General features: G+C 38.4%; 18 protein-coding genes (1 of these 18 running past the window's edge). 13 read left to right on the forward strand and 5 right to left on the reverse strand.

Going from position 1 to position 18104, the window contains the following annotated elements; genetic code table 11:
- Positions 1-106: 106 nt before the first annotated feature.
- The 7 genes from ME3_RS01985 (at position 107) to ME3_RS02015 (ending at position 6793) form a co-directional block, all read left to right on the forward strand.
- A complete protein-coding gene (locus tag ME3_RS01985; protein ID WP_007476650.1) occupies positions 107-1570 on the forward strand; it encodes a hypothetical protein in 1464 nt (487 codons plus the stop codon).
- A gap of 168 nt (positions 1571-1738) precedes the next feature.
- Positions 1739-2263, forward strand: a complete 525-nt coding sequence (locus tag ME3_RS01990) for a hypothetical protein (protein WP_007476653.1) — start codon at positions 1739-1741, stop codon at positions 2261-2263.
- A complete protein-coding gene (locus ME3_RS01995; protein WP_007476655.1) occupies positions 2260-3384 on the forward strand; it encodes a tail fiber domain-containing protein in 1125 nt (374 codons plus the stop codon). The genes ME3_RS01990 and ME3_RS01995 overlap by 4 nt, the downstream gene beginning before the upstream one ends.
- Positions 3381-4364: a tail fiber protein gene (locus ME3_RS02000; protein ID WP_007476657.1), complete on the forward strand. Its 984-nt coding sequence runs from the start codon at positions 3381-3383 to the stop codon at positions 4362-4364. The genes ME3_RS01995 and ME3_RS02000 overlap by 4 nt, the downstream gene beginning before the upstream one ends.
- Before the next feature lie 271 nt (positions 4365-4635).
- Positions 4636-4890, forward strand: a complete 255-nt coding sequence (locus ME3_RS02005; RefSeq protein ID WP_007476658.1) for a hypothetical protein — start codon at positions 4636-4638, stop codon at positions 4888-4890.
- A gap of 65 nt (positions 4891-4955) precedes the next feature.
- A complete protein-coding gene (locus tag ME3_RS02010) occupies positions 4956-5618 on the forward strand; it encodes a lysozyme (protein WP_007476660.1) in 663 nt (220 codons plus the stop codon).
- A 728-nt stretch (positions 5619-6346) separates the two neighbouring features.
- Positions 6347-6793 (forward strand): hypothetical protein, encoded by a 447-nt coding sequence (locus ME3_RS02015; protein ID WP_007476662.1) that lies wholly within the window; start codon positions 6347-6349, stop codon positions 6791-6793.
- Positions 6794-7273: 480 nt separating this feature from the next.
- Here the strand turns inward: ME3_RS02015 and fdhE are convergent, their stop codons facing one another.
- On the reverse strand, positions 7274-8173 hold the full coding sequence (fdhE, locus tag ME3_RS02020) for a formate dehydrogenase accessory protein FdhE domain-containing protein (RefSeq protein WP_007476664.1): 900 nt from the start codon (positions 8171-8173) through the stop codon (positions 7274-7276).
- A gap of 604 nt (positions 8174-8777) precedes the next feature.
- Between fdhE and ME3_RS02025 the strand changes: the two genes are divergently transcribed.
- The 3 genes from ME3_RS02025 (at position 8778) to ME3_RS02035 (ending at position 11111) form a co-directional block, all read left to right on the forward strand.
- Positions 8778-9017: a hypothetical protein gene (locus tag ME3_RS02025; RefSeq protein ID WP_007476666.1), complete on the forward strand. Its 240-nt coding sequence runs from the start codon at positions 8778-8780 to the stop codon at positions 9015-9017.
- A gap of 239 nt (positions 9018-9256) precedes the next feature.
- Positions 9257-9583, forward strand: a complete 327-nt coding sequence (locus ME3_RS02030) for a hypothetical protein (protein ID WP_156785848.1) — start codon at positions 9257-9259, stop codon at positions 9581-9583.
- Between the two features lie 820 nt (positions 9584-10403).
- Complete coding sequence (locus ME3_RS02035; RefSeq protein WP_007476670.1) at positions 10404-11111, forward strand: DUF4167 domain-containing protein; 708 nt, start codon at positions 10404-10406, stop codon at positions 11109-11111.
- A gap of 11 nt (positions 11112-11122) precedes the next feature.
- On the opposite strand, the gene ME3_RS02040 is transcribed toward ME3_RS02035, so the two are convergent.
- The 3 genes from ME3_RS02040 to ME3_RS02050 form a co-directional block, all read right to left on the reverse strand.
- Positions 11123-11578, reverse strand: a complete 456-nt coding sequence (locus ME3_RS02040) for a hypothetical protein (protein WP_007476672.1) — start codon at positions 11576-11578, stop codon at positions 11123-11125.
- Positions 11579-12126: 548 nt separating this feature from the next.
- Positions 12127-13167 (reverse strand): PAS domain-containing sensor histidine kinase, encoded by a 1041-nt coding sequence (locus ME3_RS02045; protein ID WP_007476674.1) that lies wholly within the window; start codon positions 13165-13167, stop codon positions 12127-12129.
- Positions 13167-13961: a response regulator gene (locus ME3_RS02050; RefSeq protein WP_007476677.1), complete on the reverse strand. Its 795-nt coding sequence runs from the start codon at positions 13959-13961 to the stop codon at positions 13167-13169. Before ME3_RS02050 ends, ME3_RS02045 begins: the two co-directional genes overlap by 1 nt.
- A gap of 163 nt (positions 13962-14124) precedes the next feature.
- Here ME3_RS02050 and ME3_RS02055 point away from each other — a divergent pair, with 163 nt between their 5' ends.
- From ME3_RS02055 to ME3_RS02065, 3 genes are all read left to right on the forward strand, one after another.
- Positions 14125-14328, forward strand: coding sequence for a NepR family anti-sigma factor (locus tag ME3_RS02055; protein ID WP_007476680.1), 204 nt, complete (start codon positions 14125-14127; stop codon positions 14326-14328).
- Positions 14329-14334: 6 nt separating this feature from the next.
- Entirely contained in the window at positions 14335-14889 is a 555-nt protein-coding gene (locus ME3_RS02060) for an RNA polymerase sigma factor (protein ID WP_007476682.1), read from the forward strand.
- 225 nt (positions 14890-15114) lie between these two features.
- Positions 15115-16545, forward strand: coding sequence for a sensor histidine kinase (locus tag ME3_RS02065; protein WP_007476684.1), 1431 nt, complete (start codon positions 15115-15117; stop codon positions 16543-16545).
- Positions 16546-16702: 157 nt separating this feature from the next.
- On the opposite strand, the gene ME3_RS02070 is transcribed toward ME3_RS02065, so the two are convergent.
- On the reverse strand, positions 16703-18104 hold the 3' portion of the coding sequence (locus ME3_RS02070; RefSeq protein ID WP_007476686.1) for a M23 family metallopeptidase. It continues 599 nt past the right edge of the window; the window shows 1402 of its 2001 coding nt (coding positions 600-2001); the start codon falls outside the window, past its right edge; its stop codon occupies positions 16703-16705.

Genomic DNA, 18104 nt, shown 5'->3' on the forward strand with positions numbered 1-18104 from the left:
GTACTTGAGTTTAAGTGCTTGGTTTTAAATGCTTGGCGAGAGTTTTGATGACTGTGGGTTTATAGGTGATTGTGGGGTTTAGATGATTGGGTTTATGGGGTTTTAAATGGCTTTTTTTTCAGTTGCTGAATATAGACCTGATATTGCTGATATTAATGGTCTTTTTACTGATGAGCTTGTCAATGTGCTGCCTGCTGATGGGTCTTATATTCCTATGCCAAGCTTTAGTTCTTTGTCTCAGCCTTGCCCTGATACAATTTTAGGCGCTATTGCTGTGAGAGCAAAAGGTGGTGTGTCTATTATTGTTGGGACGGAACAAAAAATCTACCTTCTCAATAATACAAGCATGCAGTGGAAAGATATTAGCCAAAAGGGCAAGAGTTATTTTGCTAATGTCGATGCGCCTTGGTCATTTGCTTTGTTTGGTGATTATGTCATTGCTGTGAATGCCAATGATAAACCACAAGTCATTGATATTGATCATGATGAAACTTTTAGAGATTTAGGAGGAAACCCGCCACAGGCTGGTATTGTGCGTGTTTGGGGTGATTTTGTTTGTTTGATGAAATTAACTGAGCACCCCCGACGTGTGCATTGGTCTGGGTTAAATGATGCGGAGTTTTGGACTGTAGGCAAAAGAAGCTGCGATTATCAAGATTTTCCTGATGGTGGATATGTGCAAGGGGCAACAGAGACAACCAATCCACTAATCTTTATGCGTTCGGCTATTTATGCTGGGTCCTTTATTCCTGGGTCTAAGATTATCTTTAGTTTTCAAAAGATCCACGATAAACGAGGTGCAAAAACTTCTGAATCAATTGTGTGTCGAGGCGATCTTGCTTTTTTTATTGATGAGGGGGGATTTTACCAAATTAACATTGATGGACACATTACACCCATTGGCTTTGAAAAAGTCGATCGGACTATGATTACAAGAATTAATCAAAGTAGCCTACCTATTTTATGGTCTGCGATTGATGGTGTTTATACGCGTGTTTATTGGATGATTGATCTTGATGAGAGTACGCAAGAACGTACCTTGCTGATTTATGATTGGGGTTTGCAAAAGTGGTCTGTGGCGACTGTTAACATTGCAATGATTTTGCCTATTTTTTATGCTGGATACAGCTTAGAAGGGCTTGATCGGGTTTCTTGTAGTTTGGATGATTTGCCATTTTCTCTCGACAGTAAAGTTTGGCAAAATGAAGCGCCTGTTCTTGGTGCGTTTGATCAACAGGGGAGGCTTGGGTCATTTTCTGGTAAACCAATGGCGTGTGTCGTGACATCGCAAGAAATGGGTCAGACAAGTGGCGTGATGACCCGTGTGAGCAATATTATGCCCCAGGTCAATAGTACGCAATTTTATGTGTCTGTAGGGATGCGTTTGCGCCAATCAATCGAGGAAAAAATTGTTTGGTTTCCAGAACGGCAACCTTCCTCTCATACAGGTCAGATTCGTTGTCGCGTGAGGGCGCGGTTTTATCGCTTTAAGTTGCGGATCCCTGAAGGGGCTAACTGGTCACATATAACCGGATTTGATGTGGCGTTAAAATCTGCTGGTCTGCGGTGAGCCGTTAAACAAGAGTGTGGGTGAAGCAAGTAGCCAAGTAAGTAATGGGCTGGTGCACAGCCAAGTATAAGGGGGCTGGCGAGTGGGCAAGTAAGGGACTGGCGAGTAGGCAGACAAGAGTATGGGAGCGGATGGATGGGTAGAAGATGTTGGAGGAAAGTGCAACAAATGGTGAAGGCAGTTGGGCGAAAAGATGCTGAGATTGATTGCCAAAAGGGTGAAAAAGCTCAAAATGTAATTGCTCAACAAGACAGTCAAAATTTGTATTCTATTCATCTTACAAATCAATGGCCGTGGGAAAAAATAGCCCTTTATCAAAAGGCTATTAATGCGGCGATGCAAAAATATGCCAAGCGGTTTTCCGATGATGTGTGTTTGGACACTATTGCAAAAGAGATTGCTGGTGGACAAGCACAATTATGGTTGATCTTAAAAAATGAAACTCAATTTAGTGCTTTTGTGATCACTAAAATTGAAATGACGCACACTGGGAAAAAACGCGTTGTTATTTTAGACCTGGCTGGAAAGGGAGGGCTGAAATTGGTCAAATTGATTGATCAGGTTGAAAAATGGGCTCGAACAATTCACGCTGATGAAATGCTGACTATGGGAAGGTTTGGGTGGTCTAAAATGCTTGGCCAACGTGGACATGCTATCAATCTTATTCATTATAGAAAGGTTCTCATCCCATGAGTAGACGAAAAACCCCGCAAGTTCAAACAACAACACAAACAAATGCTCCGCCAATATGGGCGCAAGGTATTTTGCAACAAGCAAGTTCTGATGCTCTTGATTTGTATAATCAAGGTATTGGAGGAAATGTTTATGAAGGTGATCGCCATGCCGGTTTGAGTGATGCAACACTTAATGCAATTAAGGGATTGGGAAGTGCTGCCAACCAGTTTAACAACCCAACGATCAATCAGTGGTTAAATAACCCCACTCAAAGTCAACAAAATCTTAACAATATGGCAAGTGGTGGTTGGATTGGAAACAATAGCAAATTTAATGATGCTCTGGACAATGCACTTTCTAAAACTTCTGATGCTGTTAATCAGTCTATGGCGGGGGCAGGGCGTTATGGTTCTGGGGCGCATACTGGTGTGTTAACTGATGAGTTGGGGGCTTTGGCAACAAATGCAGCAGCGCAACAATATAATCAAGATGTGCTCAATATGATGAATGCCAATCAGATGATTGATAAGGCTACGCACAACCAGATTAATGCGGCAAACAACTTCTATCAAGGACAAAGCAATGCTCAAAGCAATGCTTTAAAGGGCGGCATGGTGCAAGATGCCAATAACCAGCATGCTTTGGATGTTGAGCGCGAAAAATGGATGGAACAGGACAATCAGGCGTGGAATCGGTTAGAACAGTTGCTAAAAGTGGGTACAACAGCAGCTGGAAATTACGGTACTCAGACAGGACAGAGTGTGGCAGTACCTTCAGTTACCAAAGATCCTTTGCGTGATGTACAGCAATTGCTTGGATTAATTGGTGGCATTATGGGTCTTTCTGATGCCAGAGTTAAAGACAATATCGTGTCTGTAGGGGAGAGAAATGGTTATCCGCTTTATGAATTTAATTATAAAGGAGATTCTCAGCGTTATCGCGGGGTGATGGCGCAAGATCTGGTGCGTTTGAAGCCTGACGCTGTTTATATGGATGACAAAACACAGTTGTTATATGTCGATTATGATAAAATTGGCTTTGAAATGGAAAAAGTTACAACACCTGAAAGTAAATACTCTTCCCCTTCATCTCCCCTTTTTTCTGGTATTGATTTGGTGCAAGAAGGACAAACTCTATGAGTTCGATTTATGATTGGTCGCTAGTTGCACACGAAAATGCACGTGCTGATGACATCATTAACTGGGCAGAAGGACAACCACCAAGCTCAGTCAATGATAGTGCGCGTGCAATGATGCAACGCATTAGAGAGTATTTAACGGATAATGGCGGAACAATTGAAGCAAAATTTACTACAGAGAAAGATGGAAATGAAACATCTATTCGTCTGGTTACTAAGTCTCCTATTGCCGCTTATACAAACGATATTATTGTTCGCTTTAAGGCGCAGGGGGTTAATACTAAAACAACAAGTGTTGTGTTAAACAAATTATCTGCTCAGCCTGTTTATAAGGTAACACCAAATGGATTGGTACTTTTAAGTGGCGGAGAGATTCAAAAGAACGGTCTTTATGAACTTGTTTATCAGTATGGTATTGGTGGAGAAGGTAAAGATGGTTGGTATTTAACCAATCCCACACCTGCGGCTGCTCCAAAACCAGTAAGTAGTTTTCCATCAGGTTTCATTGCGACTTTTGCCATGGAAAAAATTCCTGAAGGATGGCTTTTATGTGATGGTAAAGCTTACTTACGCAAGAATTATGCAAGTCTTTTTGTAGCCATTGGTGAAACATGGGGTAGAGGTGATGGAACAACTACATTCAATATCCCTGATTTACGTGGAATGTTTTTGCGTGGGCTTGATAGTCAAAGAGGGATTGATAAAAACCGCGTTTTAGGAAGCAGACAAAACGATCTCTTTAAATCTCATACGCATACAGGAATAATCCATAATGCGGGTGAGCATAAACATGAATTTGCAGAACAAATTTTTACGGTAGATGCGGCTAGAGGAAGTGCTTTGCCCAGATATCATAGTTATGAAAAGCGGGTTTTAACAAAGCCTGCGGGTGATCACACACACACATTTACGCTCAATAATACAGGTGATATAGAAACGCGTCCTGTCAATGTTGCAGTTGTTTACGCCATTAAGGTATGAGAATTTGAATAGTAAAGCATGACAGAAAATTGGCGGGTGGCATCTCATTTGAGAAAATAACAGGTTCGTGTTTTTTTTGAAGCCTTCTCTTTTCTCCAAAAAGAAGGTGGATGTTTGGTGTGGCTTGAGCTTATCTAGCGCACTTTTTTGAACGGTTAGTTGATGGCCTTGTGGTTTGCTTGAGTGTTGGGCAAGCTGGTTTATGTTTGTGGACATTTAAGCGTTTTCCAAAAGGGTTGTTTTTTAGCACTTAAAAGGGTGAGAGAACGAAATGGCACTTTTTCCATTTTCTATTGCTGATATTGCTGATCCTGAACATATTCGCTTGGTTCTTTATGCAAGTGGGAGAATGGGCCATGCTCCTTTAAATGCTCTCTTGAAACATATGCAGCAGGAGATAAAGCGCGAAAATAAAAGAAATACTCAAACCACTACGCAATTATTGCAGCGTGTTTCTGCTTTAGAAGAACAATTAGCGACAATTCTCCAGGACAATGGAGGTAAAGATACTGCAAGCAAGGCGTAGACAGTGTCAGCAACAATTCAAGGTGATGAGCATAAACGCTTGGGGGAATTTTATAAGGATAAAAAATGCGGACAATATCAAAAGAAGGGTTAGCGTTGATTAAAAAATGGGAAGGTTTACGTTTGCAGGCCTACCAAGACGCTATTGGTGTGTGGACAATTGGTTATGGTCACACAACTAAAGCAGGTGAACCCGTTGTGCAAGATGGTATGAAGATCACAAAAGCTAAAGCAGAAGCTATTTTGCGAAAAGATTTAGCGCAATTTGAACAAATAGTTGAGCAGGTGGTTTCTCAACCTTTAACTGATGAGCAATTCGCCGCTCTTGTATCTTTTTGCTATAATGTAGGAATAGATGCTTTTTGTAACTCTACACTTTTAAGAAAGCTTAATAAAGGTGATTATGAAGCTGTGCCAGCTGAATTGCAAAAATGGACAAAAGCAGAAGGGCAACGCTTGCAAGGTCTTGTGCACCGACGTGCTGCTGAAGCGGGATTGTGGGCTAAAGGGGCTTATGTTTGTTCCAATTATCAAGTGGTGGAAGCTACAGGCGATGTTTCTATTTTAACAGCAGAATTTTTAGCGCCAGTCATTGGGGCCCTCTCAGGTTTAACGGGGCTTTTTTCCGGATATGGGCCTGTACAATGGGCTTTAGCAGCCATTATGATTATCGCGATGATGGTGGGTATTTTCGTGTATCTTTCTCGAATAAAAGAAGAAAAATTGTGATCTTATTATCACGTTAGAGCTTGATTATTGCTTGTATTATTGCTCTCGTATGAGGCTTTTTTTATAAACGCTCTTTTGAACAGATAAAAATGCTTATCCAAACCATGTTGGCTTTTTTGTTTTTTTGGCGGGGTGCCAAATGAGTGATCCACTGTCTTGAGTAGATTGGATGAAACCACCTCTCATTAACAGGCCAGCACATTTGCTTCAAACAGAGCCGTTATTATTGTGGGTACAAACCATTTTGATAAAACGCAAAATGTTGGGAAAGCATAGATAGCACAAACGATAGATTTAGTTTAGATGGGTGAAGTGATATGGAGCTATCTTTGATCTTTATAGGGTTTTAAGGATATGTACCAATATCTTTAGTGGTGTTTTTATATATTCTTTATGTATATTTGCCATTTTTAAAAAAGAGAGTGGGTCCTACAAGAAGATGGGGGATGCACGTTTGTTTCATTAAATGATGAGTAAAAAAGGTTGAGAATATTTAAAAGAGCTATAGAATAATTTAAAGCTTTACTTTCTTTTGATTATGACTTCTTGATTACGAAAAGGGCGGTGGCTTTATAGAACGAGTGATTGCTTTTTGGTGCAAGACAATTCATAATGCTATTGATTGTTCATGGATCTTTATGGATCGTTATGCTCGTCGCACTATTTACTGTTCAAAAATTGCCATGATCGATTAAAATTTGCCATAGTCGGTTAAAGGCAGACAGTTCATGGACAAAAAAATCTATACAAGGTTAAGGTATTATCGTAGAAAAGCATATCGTAAGATTGCTGTTGTTCTCTTTGCGTTTTTTTTGTGTGTGTTGGTTTTTTATTTTGCAGTTCAAAAAATTGCTGATCACTTTTTTTCCACAAAACAGATTCCGCAACATGTGCCTATTAAGCTCGTTATTCCGGAATTTGATTTGTACATTTATTGTAAAGAAATTGCTGCTTCAGTTTTGCCTGATATGAAGGGTGAGGTTTATTCACGCTGTTTGCACTCAGAGAGTAAAGCCTATTTTACAGTTCGTGAAATATGGGAAGAGGTTTCTGATAGCTCAAAGGAAAGATGTATCAAAATGATCAGACCAGGGGATGGAAATTATTTTCTCTTACGGGATTGTTTAATCAATGAACAAGATGAAAATAGTAATAAAGTGCGTAATCATTTTTAGATTATTTATGAAGAATTGAGAACATATAAAATACGCTGAAAGGTAGATGTGTGAGCCAATGGAGTATTGCTCAATTTAATGTTAAGCTGCTTATTTAACGGTAAGCATGGTGAGTGGGAGTCGCTAGTTTTTTAATAATGCTGTAAGTGAATGCTTATTTTAAAGAATATTGGTTAAGTAGAAAGGCTGGTTTGAAGCATATTAAAAGCAAGAGGCTTATCTTTTTAAAATGATTATTGGGCTTTTTATATTAGGAAGTGCAGTGGTACGTGGACTATTTCTTTACAAGGCAATGCGTTTGTTTGTGGACAAAAATCTTTTTAAAAGATGCCAGGTGTTTTGATTTCTTTAATTTTTGATGGCTGTAATAGAGCAGCGGCCATGAAGGGGGGTGCAAGGTGAACACTTTCTATTGATGCACATGAGGTGGTTGAGAAAAGGGGAACACTTAACCGTTTGTGCTTTTTAGTTTTAAAAGGGTTAGAGTTCTTCTGCTTCAAATGAGGGTGAATTTTCAAGAAAAAATCTGGGATGAGTTTGCTCATTATCATGAGCACAAACATTGAGAGATGAATTTTCGTGTTGATTGAATTGGCTGTAGTCATGTCTACACACTTCACAGGTTTCAATGAGAATATTGTCTAGTAGAATGTTTTTTGAATCTTTTTCAAGGTTATGGTGAAATGTGCTGTGTGCTGCGTTACAAATAATGCATTGAAAATGTGCAGAGCGCCATAATGTGCCACAATAAAGGCAAGAACAAAGCCGTTGTTTTTCTTCCCCTTTCCAGTCACCCACGATGTTGGCCAGGTGTGTGCCTGCGCAGGCTGGGCAAAGGTTATTTTGTTGTGGGATCAGTGTTTGAGGATCAAGCTGTGAAGAGGTGAGGCAATAAATAATTTGCAAAGCACCGGTGATGAAAATATGTTCTGCTAAATGTTGGTGGGAAAGTGGATGATTTAACAGATTATGCCCCCATAAACGCCATTGGTCTTGCTGCTGTTGTACTTTATTGAAAGCTTCTTGATATTTCACAGGTAATGCGCTGGTTGAAATATGATTTAAAAAATTGTGCACAACGCTATCATAAAATCCTAGGCTCAATATTTTTGATCTATCAAAAGGAGGGGCAGACACAGTTGTAAAACGGCTAAGTGCTGTGGAAAAATCTCGCAATGTGTTTGTTAATTGTTGCTGTGCATTACAAAAATGAGCCCAAAATAAGAGATCTTCTTTATTGGGGCTGGTTGTGGCTAAATGCATAAAACGATGTGCGCGCTTTTCGAACAAAGTTTCTCTGTCAGGTAGTTTGGCCCAGGGGAAGGGGTGAACAGCATTACTCTCGCTCTTCTTTTCTAAAAGAGTATTGCGTTGTAGCATGATAATTATTCCCCTTGTTTATTTTTGCAGAAATTTGTGTTTATTTTTAATGCTTGTGTTTTTCTTTTTTTCATTATTTAGGTGTGTTTTTTACACTCTAGAATTTATATTAGAAACCACTGCTGATTTTCAGTATGCGTCATAATTTATTGAGTACCAGACCTTATTATGAATCACTGGTTAAACCACACTATATAATGATCACATTTATAACACAATTAGAGAGTTCCATTAAAAATTTTGATTTATGAATAAAAGTATTGTTTGAGTAACACCATTAGTTAGCTGATTTACACATAACAAATTATTAAAGATTTCACGCACAAGCAAATATAAGGCAGTGAGCGGTTGAAAAAAGCTTCTGATGATAGAGTGAGCTTTGGTTTATTCAGTGTAATGAGGGGTTGTCGAGAGGCTGTCTTTATTGTGCTCTTATGAGGTTTCATGTGTGAAGAGGTAGCAAGATATCGATAGTTTTTGTTAGGGGGAGTGCTTTGGGAAAAAGCACTTAAAAATGCTCTTTGCACTGTGTGATGATACTCATAATTTAGAGCTTAAATTAATAACAGCATATGTATATCTACATGAATAATGGGGAGATTTTATGAGAAAAACTATACTTAAATCATTTATTTCTTTAATGATTTTTATATTTTCGTATTCTGCTTTTGCCAATGACGTCAATAAAGTCTATCAGGCAGATATGGATACTTTTGAGAATGTAGGAAACGGGAATGTTGATCCATTTGTTCTCAATCCAGATACAATGAATGATTATGAGCAAGTTTTTCATCATCAGATGTACAATCACAATGAGCTGGTTTTAACAAGCTGGTTTTTCTGATGAGCATCGGGCTTGGGAAGAATACCCATGAATTGAATTTGCTAATTGCAGATCAAAGTCATTTTGTTTTTCTACTAAATCAGCACAGGAATTTGGAGCGAAATTATTGTGGAAAGCTCAATACTCTATACTTAAGGTAGTTGTTTTTATTCTTGGTTCAAGATAAGTATTGTAAATATAGTTCTTGCATAAGAAATAAAAAATAAGTTTATTTCAAATGTTAAATGATGAAAATTATTATGAAAATTAAACAAAAAATACTTCTATTTTTGAGTATATTTGTTTTAATGGTAGGAACAGCTTTCGCTGAATTGTATGGAGAATATGCAGAAACGGGCTTTATAAAATTAGTTACTACTACTGATGAAGGGTTATGTAGGTTATTATTCATATCCAAATTACACCCAGATAATCAATCGTCAGGGGATTGGTGGTGTGGTACATCGAGTGGAAAAAACATTCTGGATTTAGCTAAAACAGCACTCATTCAGGAAAGACGAGTAATAGTCGTTTTTAGGGATAATGGAAAGAAAGTAAAACAGGTATTAGGCATTAGTTTACAATAGTATAACAAGTTATAATTTTGGAAAGTGCTCTAGAGAGTTTGAGAGGTTTCTAGTCTCTCATTAATTAGGTGAAAGTAGGGAATTTATAGCGGGCGGCGTGTACTGCAAGAAAGCTACTATTTAGCTTTGTATCAACTCAAGAAACAATTTATACAAAAACGCCAATGAGCAGTGAAAATAGAAAGCGAGAAATGCTTTTTCTTTATTTGATTTGGTTCTTGATTATGCTTGTAATTATAAGGGTGTTACAACTCGTGATATGGTGTGTGAAAATTGATACAAGCCTTAATATGCTTAAAGTGCAACCTTTACATCATTCGTTAAAGAAGGTCATTTGGTACATTGTGGTTAAGGGTGATTAACTTGGTTTTTTGCTTGTTATCTCAGACTTGCGTTCTCATTTGCGAGGTTGCAAGGAGTGGGAGTGCAGCATTTATTCTGCCTTTAAAGGAAGTGTTGGTAATAGGAAAGTTAGAGAAAACATCAGAAAAAACTATGCTTGTTTTTACTCTTTTTCCACAAGATGATCACTTTTTTTAAAAAATATGGATTTTTTTAAAAAAAACACTTGGAATTTTATGAGAACATCGTTACGTTTCTGCTTATTAGCAGGTAAATTGGGAATTATACTGAGGTGCTCCCTGCTGTGTTGGGTGGTTTTCAAAAAATATGTGCTTTTGATATGATATCAATTCAATATCATTTAAGTTAAATAAGACGGGGATAGTCTCATAACCGTATTTTAAACACGATCAGCATTATTAAAGAAATAATGCGATAAGAGAGATCAATTAAAAAATATAATCCAAAAGGGATACATATGAGGTCACAGCAAAATAGACGGGTACGCAATCGTAATAATAACAATAATCGTCGTGGCTCTAATCCATTGTCCCGTAATTATGAAAGTAATGGACCGGATGTTAAAATTCGTGGTAATGCCCAGCAAATTGCTGATAAGTACATAAGTCTTGCACGTGATGCACAAGGTGCTGGTGACCGCGTTATGTCGGAGAATTATCTGCAACATGCTGAACATTATTTACGTATTATCCTTGCAGCAGTTGGACATAGCTCTCAACCTGTTCAGTGTGATGAAAATGGTGAGAAGAGTTGTGAAGAGGCAGGTGCTGAAAATATTAAAATAGATGATAGCAATGATGAAAAGCCTGTGACGCACACGCAACAACAAAAACACAATGAGAAACGAAAAGGTAGCAAAAAAAATATACGCTCATCTGATGCATCAGAAACTAAGAGTTCTGAATTAACTGAAACTGTTGAACAAAAAAAACGAACTACTGAAGAGAGGGGTGAAGCTGCCAAAAAATCGCGTCGTTTGCCACGTCGGCATGCTCAGACTCAAGAGTCCTCTTCTGGTGACTTGTCTCAAGTGGCCGTACTTTCTGAAAAAAGGAGTGAATCTGCAAAAAAAATTGCTTCTCTTTCTTTACCTGGTGAAGAGGCACCAAAAAAGCCGCGTCGACGCAAGGTAACAACAACGCGTTCAGTAGGGGAAAAAGGCTAAGCTTGTGTTGATTATTGCGCTTGAAAAGGCTTTGTGACAGCTGTTTCTTGTGCCATTGTCACGGAAAGATTTGCAATAAGAGCGCCTGTGCGATAATTATAAATCATGAAATGTGTTTGCCCGTTTGGCATTAAAACTCTCAGTGCGATGTGATGGTCTGACAGGCTTTGCGATATGATCTGCGCTTTTGGTGGCAGTAAGAGTGTGTGATGAGCAAAGGGTAAGTTATCGCTTTGAAGAACAAGAGGCTTTGTTTGTTTGGAAGCTGTTTCAGGTGTTATAATTTTATAGATTACGCCTGCCAACACAAAAAGAATAAGAATGATTGTGATTGAAATGGATATGATCATTAAACGCATGAGTTTTTTTCTTACCCGTTCTACTGCAGGATCTAACGGTTCATCTTGGGGTAGGGTGCGTGGTTCTTTATGGTTTTCTTGAAAAGCACGCGTATTATTGTAGGTCATGATGCATTTTTCCATTGTTCTTTTTTAAGCTTAAAGAATTTATGCTTTAAATGATTTTTTTACAATGGATAAGTGTTTAGAAAAAAACAAGAAAGAAGTCAGAAGGCGTTTGTTTAAAGATCTGTTTTCTCGTTACCATTGTTATGGAGACTTTGAAGCAGAAAATTGCCTTGGCTTGTGACAGACCAAACAAGAGAGACTTTTTGTTGTGTTGAGTTTATTGGTATGTTTGTGCATTGGGCAAAAATTTGCTTGCCCGGACGTAAGTTTTTTAATTGATGGTACGATATCTTTCTCACATATTTGTGCTGTTGGGTAGAATTTCACCATGGAGTCATTGGAAAACAGCTGTTCAAATCATCGTTACATGAAACAAGCAGCAGGACGGTAACGATAGGATTTATAAAATACTTTCTAGAAAAAATGTTGATAGCTTTTTTAAGCAATCTTTAAGAAGGATGCAATAGATATTGATGGGCATCAAAGTCATTTATCATATTGGAAATGGTAAGGGGGTTTTGTGTATTTCTTCGTGTTTGAAATGTTCTTTAAGAAAACGTATCAAGATCAAAATAAGTATCAGGCACAGATAAACAATAAACCACTCCTTCTTCTGTTACTTTTAAAGAGGCTGATCCATTTACAGAAATGGGAACAATTTTTTCTAAAACTGTACTGCCAAAACAGGCTTTATTGTGCTCAGAAAGAGTGGTTCCAGGTTCAAAATTTTCATGCCAGGTGATTAAGAGGTTTGTTGGTTTATGAGTATTTGCTTGAATTTCACAGCGCACAGATACACTTCCCCTTTCTTGCGACAGGGCACCAAAAGAGAGTGAATTGACAATGAGTTCATGAAAAGCCAAACCAATATGTAAAGCCGCGTTTGGAAAGAGATAAGGATCAGCACCTTCAATAGAGAATCGCTCTATTTCTTTTACAAGATAACCCAAAGCTTGTGATTGTACCAATTCACGAAATTGTGCTCCACGCCAGTTGGAATCGGTAATGAGATCTTGAGAATGGGAAAGAGAATGCAGACGCCCTTGGAATTTGCGCAAAAAAACCTGGAGCGATTCTGTATAGCGTGCAGTTTGGCTAGCAATACTTTGAATGATAGCCAAAAGATTTTTAGAACGGTGACTGACTTCTCGGAGCAAAATTTTCAGTACTTGTTCGCGTCGGCGCAGGCCTGAAATTTCAACACCAGTTGTAATCACGCCGATAATTTCTCCACGATCATTGCGGTCACAATCAATCGAGAATTTGTACCAAATTTCTTGTTTTGCCATATCTTCAAATTGCACTTCAATGGTTTGCATTTTTCCAGTGGCTAAGACCTGCAATTTGATCGTTTCCATATTATCGGCAAGATCGGGTGAAAAAAAATCATTATCGCGGTAACCCACTCGCCATTTATTGTGCAAATGCTGAGGCAAATTTTCAGCCCATAGATGGATCAGATTTGTTGTCTGATAGAAAACACAAACATCAGCGCTACGGATGGCCTGTATGAGGGCGCTGAGATGGGATCTGTCCATAGGCAGAGTAGAAATAGGGTTGATGCTCATAATTGAAATATTGCTTTCCATTATGCAGCTTTGGAAGCATTTTCTTGAAAAAATAAAGCCTGTGAAATGAGTGCTTTTACCATATCGGGATTAAAGGGTTTGGTCACTAAAAAAGTCGGTTCAGGACGTTCCCCTGTCAGTAATCTTTCTGGAAAAGCAGTGATAAAGATCACAGGTATGTGGTCATTTTTCAAGATGTCATTAACCGCATCAATACCCGAACTATTATCTGCCAATTGAATATCGGCTAAAACCATCCGCGGTTTTTTCTGCTGATACATGACAACAGCTTCATCACGAGTGCGTGCAATCCCTACAACTTGATGGCCAAGATTTGCCACCATTTGTTCAATGTCCATCGCAATGAGGGGTTCGTCTTCAATAATCATAATTTGTGTGGCTATTTGTGCTGAAATATCGATAGATGCTTGGTTGAGAAATTGGTGAAACTGTTGTGCATCAATATTCATAATTTCGCTTGCTTCACGCTCATTAAAGCCTTCTACAGCAATCAGCAAAAATGCTTGGCGTGCACGTGGTGTAAGATATGATAATTTTGCATTTTCCTTTTGTTCAAGACCAAATTGTGGCAATGGCTCGGCGATGTTAGGCGTGGTTTGATCAAAAAGGTGACAAAAAAGCCGATAGGTTCCAATGCGATCGCTTGATGCTTTTGGAAAAATGGAGATATCGGTAATAAGCGCTTCCAACATCGCTGCTACATAAGCATCACCAGACGATTGGCTGCCTGTAACAGACCGGGCAAAACGTCGAAGATAAGGAAGATGTGGGGCAATACGCATTGATAATGACATGATTGATAACTCCTTCTGTCTTTAAAAGCGCTTTTGAAAATTAAAATTCCCAACATACGAAAAAGTTCCTTCCCTCATATGGAACTTTTTAAGCGCAACTATATTTACAACCATGAAGAGAAAAATCTTCTTTGAGTTAATATATGGGTTAAGGGACTGAAAAATGAACGATTGTGGTGAAAAAAATCTCACCGATCCTTCTGCACTTGGTAATAATCTTTTTGGTGTTAACAGCGAGATTGTTCTGAAACTGCGGCAATTTTATATGGGGATTCAGGAAGAAGCTATTCCTGTTCGTTTTCTAGAACTTTTGGAAAAATTGGATCAGGCTGAACGCGCCTCTTTAAACAGCGCAGAAGAGGTTTGATTCTTTATGATGACAGGTGCTAAAAATTTTAAACAAGAATTGCTTATGATTCTGCCAGCTTTGCGTGCTTTTGCTATTTCTTTAAGTGGCAAGCACGATAAGGCAGAAGATCTTGTCCAAGACACTATTATGAAAGCATGGGCTAAGCAAGACAGTTTTGAAATGGGTACGAATATCAAAGCTTGGCTTTTTACCATTTTGCGTAATGAATTTTATAGTCAGATGCGCAAAAGAGGTAGAGAGGTTCAAGACAGTGATGGCCTTTTATCTAAAAATGTAGCTATTCACCCTGCTCAATATGGATCGTTAGATTTGCAAGATTTTAAAAAGGCCTTAGATATGCTTTCTGCTGATCAGAAAGAAGCGATTATTTTAATTGGTGCATCTGGTTTTTCATATGAAGATGCTGCAGCTATTTGTGATTGTGCTGTGGGGACAATTAAAAGCCGTGTCAGCAGAGCGCGCAATCGTTTGCAAGAACTTCTCAAGGTAAATGGTGAATCCGATTATGGCCCGGATGCTTATTCGGCTGGAAGTACATTGTGCTCATTTAATAACTAAAGAACGTCACCATGATGGTTAAAAGCTTTGTTTTTTGTCTTTCCATTACAATTTTTACAGGAAATCATCATTTGGAAGATCTTCTCAACAGTTTAGCCTGCATTTTTGGAAAAAATGAAAAAGGCCTGAACCAGGTATTGCCAGGGTTTTTATATCAGTGATCAGGAAAACCCTTCTCCTATACATTGAAGAATGATGATTGTCAGGTTTATTGATGGAAATTCTATGACAACACAGATGGATTTTCTTCCTCAAATATCTTCTTCTGGTTCAACGATTACACGTTGGCGGTGGGTGGCAATTATCATCTCTCTTTTGATGGCTTTTTTAGCCGCAATCTTTATTATGTTGTTATCCAACGCAGTGGATCGGGAAGTTGCACGGTTGAATACAAGTTCACAATTGCGAGAACAAGCTGATTTGGTATTGATTAATTTGATTGATATGGCGGCAGCGGACCGTCGCTATGAAAGTAGCCGCAGGGAGGAAGATAAAACCCACTTTACAAATGCAGTTCGTGATCTTGATGATATTCTTGATTATACTGGTCTTATTGTCTATTCCAAGCCGCAATGGTATGAATGGTTTAGCGCTTTTAAAAAAGAAGTCGAAACGTGTAAAGCCATTATGATTGCGCATATGGTTTCTCTCGATTCTTTTACCGATTCATCAGTTAAACTGCCATCTTCTCCTGAAATTTCAAAACTTCAAGTTGCACATTTAGCTCAGTTAATGACAAATTTTGTCAATGGTGATAATGCCACACGGCAAAAACAACGCAAAGACATAGCTATGATGCGTGCTGCTTTAACATTAGCAGCAATTGTTGCTGTTGTTAGCACTTTTGTTTCAGCTTATTTTGTGATTAATCGGTTTCGTCGTGATGTTCGTTACTTAAAAACATATCAATTATTACTTCATAGTGAAAATGCTGCTCTTGAAGCACGTGTGAAGGAGCGAACACAAGAATTGGAAAAGGCACGCAACCATGCTGAAAAAGAACGCCAGCGTGTTGAAATGCTTCTACAAGATGCAAGTCACCGCATTGGAAATTCGCTCAGTACAGTGTCTTCTCTGCTTGCGTTGCAATTAAATCGAAGCAAAAATGCAGAAGTACGTTCTGTTCTTGGTGCTGCACGTGATCGTATTCAAACAATCTCTACTGCACACAGACGTTTGCGTTTATGCGATGATATGGAAACAACTTTAGTGGCTGAATTTCTAAGTTCAGTTGTTCATGATGTTGAATTGGCAGTGCCTCTTGAATTGCGTGAAAATATCACCATTCATACAGATTTCAAAGAGTGTCAATTATCATCAAGAGATGCTACAACACTTGGGATTATTCTTGGTGAATTACTGACAAATGCTTTAAAACATGCTTTTCCCGACCAACGGTGTGGAAATATTTATGTTTCTTTTATCCCTCAAGATAATGGTCAAATGATTTTGATCGTTGAAGATGACGGCGTGGGCATCAACAGTCAAAATTTAGAAGAAAAAGTAGGCCTTGGCCGCTTGGTTATCGAACAACTTTGTATGCAGTTTGGTGAAAAACCATCGTTTAAAACATCTGATTTAGGTGGAACAAAGGTGATCATTCCTTTGCTAAAACTGAAAACTCGTAGCGCAAATGATTCATCATCTGTCTCTTAAAGGCGCTATTAAAATGATTCCTCTCGTCCTTTATGTTACTTTATTTTTTTGTGTTGTTTCTTGTATAAGGGAAAGCCAAGCGTTGCTTTTTGTTGTTTTTAAAAATTTAAAAAATATGTTTAAGCATTTTTCTGATCATTAGAATCTGAAATCTGATTTAAGAATCATTGGTTGATTTTGTAGGGCTGTTGATTAAAGAATCAATATTGCGTTTTTCTCGCAAGAATGTTTGCAGATCTTGATTGAGCAATTCTTTACTGTTAGGTATGCGGATGCGCATGGGGTCAACTTTTGTGCCGTTAACAATAATTTCAAAATGGCAATGTGGCCCCGTTGCAAGCCCAGTTGATCCAACATATCCAATTACTTGTCCTTGCCGGACTTTCATTCCTTGCTTAAGGCTTGGTGCGTGATTGTTTTGATGAGCATAACTGCTAACATAACCATTGGCATGTTGAATAACTACATGGTTTCCATAGCCATTGGCTACACCCACTTTGGTTACAACACCATCACCAACGGCAATGATGGGGGATCCTTTTGGTGCGGTCCAATCAACCCCAGTATGCATGCGCACATAGCCTAAAATAGGGTGTTTGCGTGGCCCAAAGGGTGAGCTGAAAGTGCCATTTGGAGTAGGCTTGCGGAGCAGAAAAGGTTTTGAACTTTTTCCTTCTGAATCATAATAATCAACGCTGCCATCTTTAGATTGATAACGATAATATTTATAGGTTACATTACCAAAAGTGGCACTGATATAGCGAATTTCAGGATCTACATTATTAATGGGGGGGTCTTGAGTATTTTGGCTCTGTTGCTCATTTTGTGTGCTTTTTTTGTCTTTTTCATTGTTGTTTTCTTTGGGCACAGCATAAAATATTTCAAGCTGATCGGTTGGTGTGATGCGGCTTTTCATGTCAATATTGGTTGCGAGCAGGCGAATAAGGCGCCGTGAGACAGAAGGTGACATATCGTGGCTAAGAACAGCACGATAGATGGCATCATAAACTGTCGGCAATCGCCCGACGTTAATTAAAGAGTGGGAAAGGCCATTTTGAAACGCAGTTTGAAGAATAGGAGACATTTCTGGTTCTGTGCTTTCAACAAATTGGTTATCATCATTTAAAGCAACTGTAAGAACATGATATTTTTTGCGATAAATACTTGCCCGCACAATATGATCTTCTTCACCATGTTGCGTGACGATCCCAAGGCGTAAGAGACTTTCTTCTTTAAGGAGATCTGAATGGTTCAATGTGGCTAAAGCTTGTGCAACTTGTTCAATTTGCTCTGTGTCATAATCAGATTCAAATTCTTGAAGTATTTCCAATATTGTTTGTTTTTTATGAACAGGGATAATGTCTTCAACATAATTTTTTGTAAGGTCGATTCGGTTTTTTTGAGGCGAAATAGTGAGATTTTCTTGGATAATACGCACTTCAGGATTATCTGATAATTTAAAGGTAGATGATAAGTTATTTGCCTTTAAAAGCTCACCTAATGTGAGAATTGAAAGAAATTCATTTTTTGTGTCCACTATTAATCCAGCATTTTGTATT

This window comes from Bartonella melophagi K-2C, from assembly GCF_000278255.1.
Taxonomy (GTDB): Bacteria; Pseudomonadota; Alphaproteobacteria; order Rhizobiales; family Rhizobiaceae; genus Bartonella; species Bartonella melophagi.

Bases quoted from the DNA above. Each gene is read 5' to 3' on its own strand.
- ME3_RS01985 (WP_007476650.1), top strand. From the start codon at position 107: ATGGCTTTTTTTTCAGTTGCTGAATATAGACCTGATATTGCTGATATT.
- ME3_RS01990 (WP_007476653.1), top strand. From the start codon at position 1,739: ATGGTGAAGGCAGTTGGGCGAAAAGATGCTGAGATTGATTGCCAAAAG.
- ME3_RS01995 (WP_007476655.1), top strand. From the start codon at position 2,260: ATGAGTAGACGAAAAACCCCGCAAGTTCAAACAACAACACAAACAAAT.
- ME3_RS02000 (WP_007476657.1), top strand. From the start codon at position 3,381: ATGAGTTCGATTTATGATTGGTCGCTAGTTGCACACGAAAATGCACGT.
- ME3_RS02005 (WP_007476658.1), top strand. From the start codon at position 4,636: ATGGCACTTTTTCCATTTTCTATTGCTGATATTGCTGATCCTGAACAT.
- ME3_RS02010 (WP_007476660.1), top strand. From the start codon at position 4,956: ATGCGGACAATATCAAAAGAAGGGTTAGCGTTGATTAAAAAATGGGAA.
- ME3_RS02015 (WP_007476662.1), top strand. From the start codon at position 6,347: ATGGACAAAAAAATCTATACAAGGTTAAGGTATTATCGTAGAAAAGCA.
- fdhE (WP_007476664.1), bottom strand. From the start codon at position 8,173: ATGCTACAACGCAATACTCTTTTAGAAAAGAAGAGCGAGAGTAATGCT.
- ME3_RS02025 (WP_007476666.1), top strand. From the start codon at position 8,778: ATGAGAAAAACTATACTTAAATCATTTATTTCTTTAATGATTTTTATA.
- ME3_RS02030 (WP_156785848.1), top strand. From the start codon at position 9,257: ATGAAAATTAAACAAAAAATACTTCTATTTTTGAGTATATTTGTTTTA.
- ME3_RS02035 (WP_007476670.1), top strand. From the start codon at position 10,404: ATGAGGTCACAGCAAAATAGACGGGTACGCAATCGTAATAATAACAAT.
- ME3_RS02040 (WP_007476672.1), bottom strand. From the start codon at position 11,578: ATGACCTACAATAATACGCGTGCTTTTCAAGAAAACCATAAAGAACCA.
- ME3_RS02045 (WP_007476674.1), bottom strand. From the start codon at position 13,167: ATGGAAAGCAATATTTCAATTATGAGCATCAACCCTATTTCTACTCTG.
- ME3_RS02050 (WP_007476677.1), bottom strand. From the start codon at position 13,961: ATGTCATTATCAATGCGTATTGCCCCACATCTTCCTTATCTTCGACGT.
- ME3_RS02055 (WP_007476680.1), top strand. From the start codon at position 14,125: ATGAACGATTGTGGTGAAAAAAATCTCACCGATCCTTCTGCACTTGGT.
- ME3_RS02060 (WP_007476682.1), top strand. From the start codon at position 14,335: ATGATGACAGGTGCTAAAAATTTTAAACAAGAATTGCTTATGATTCTG.
- ME3_RS02065 (WP_007476684.1), top strand. From the start codon at position 15,115: ATGACAACACAGATGGATTTTCTTCCTCAAATATCTTCTTCTGGTTCA.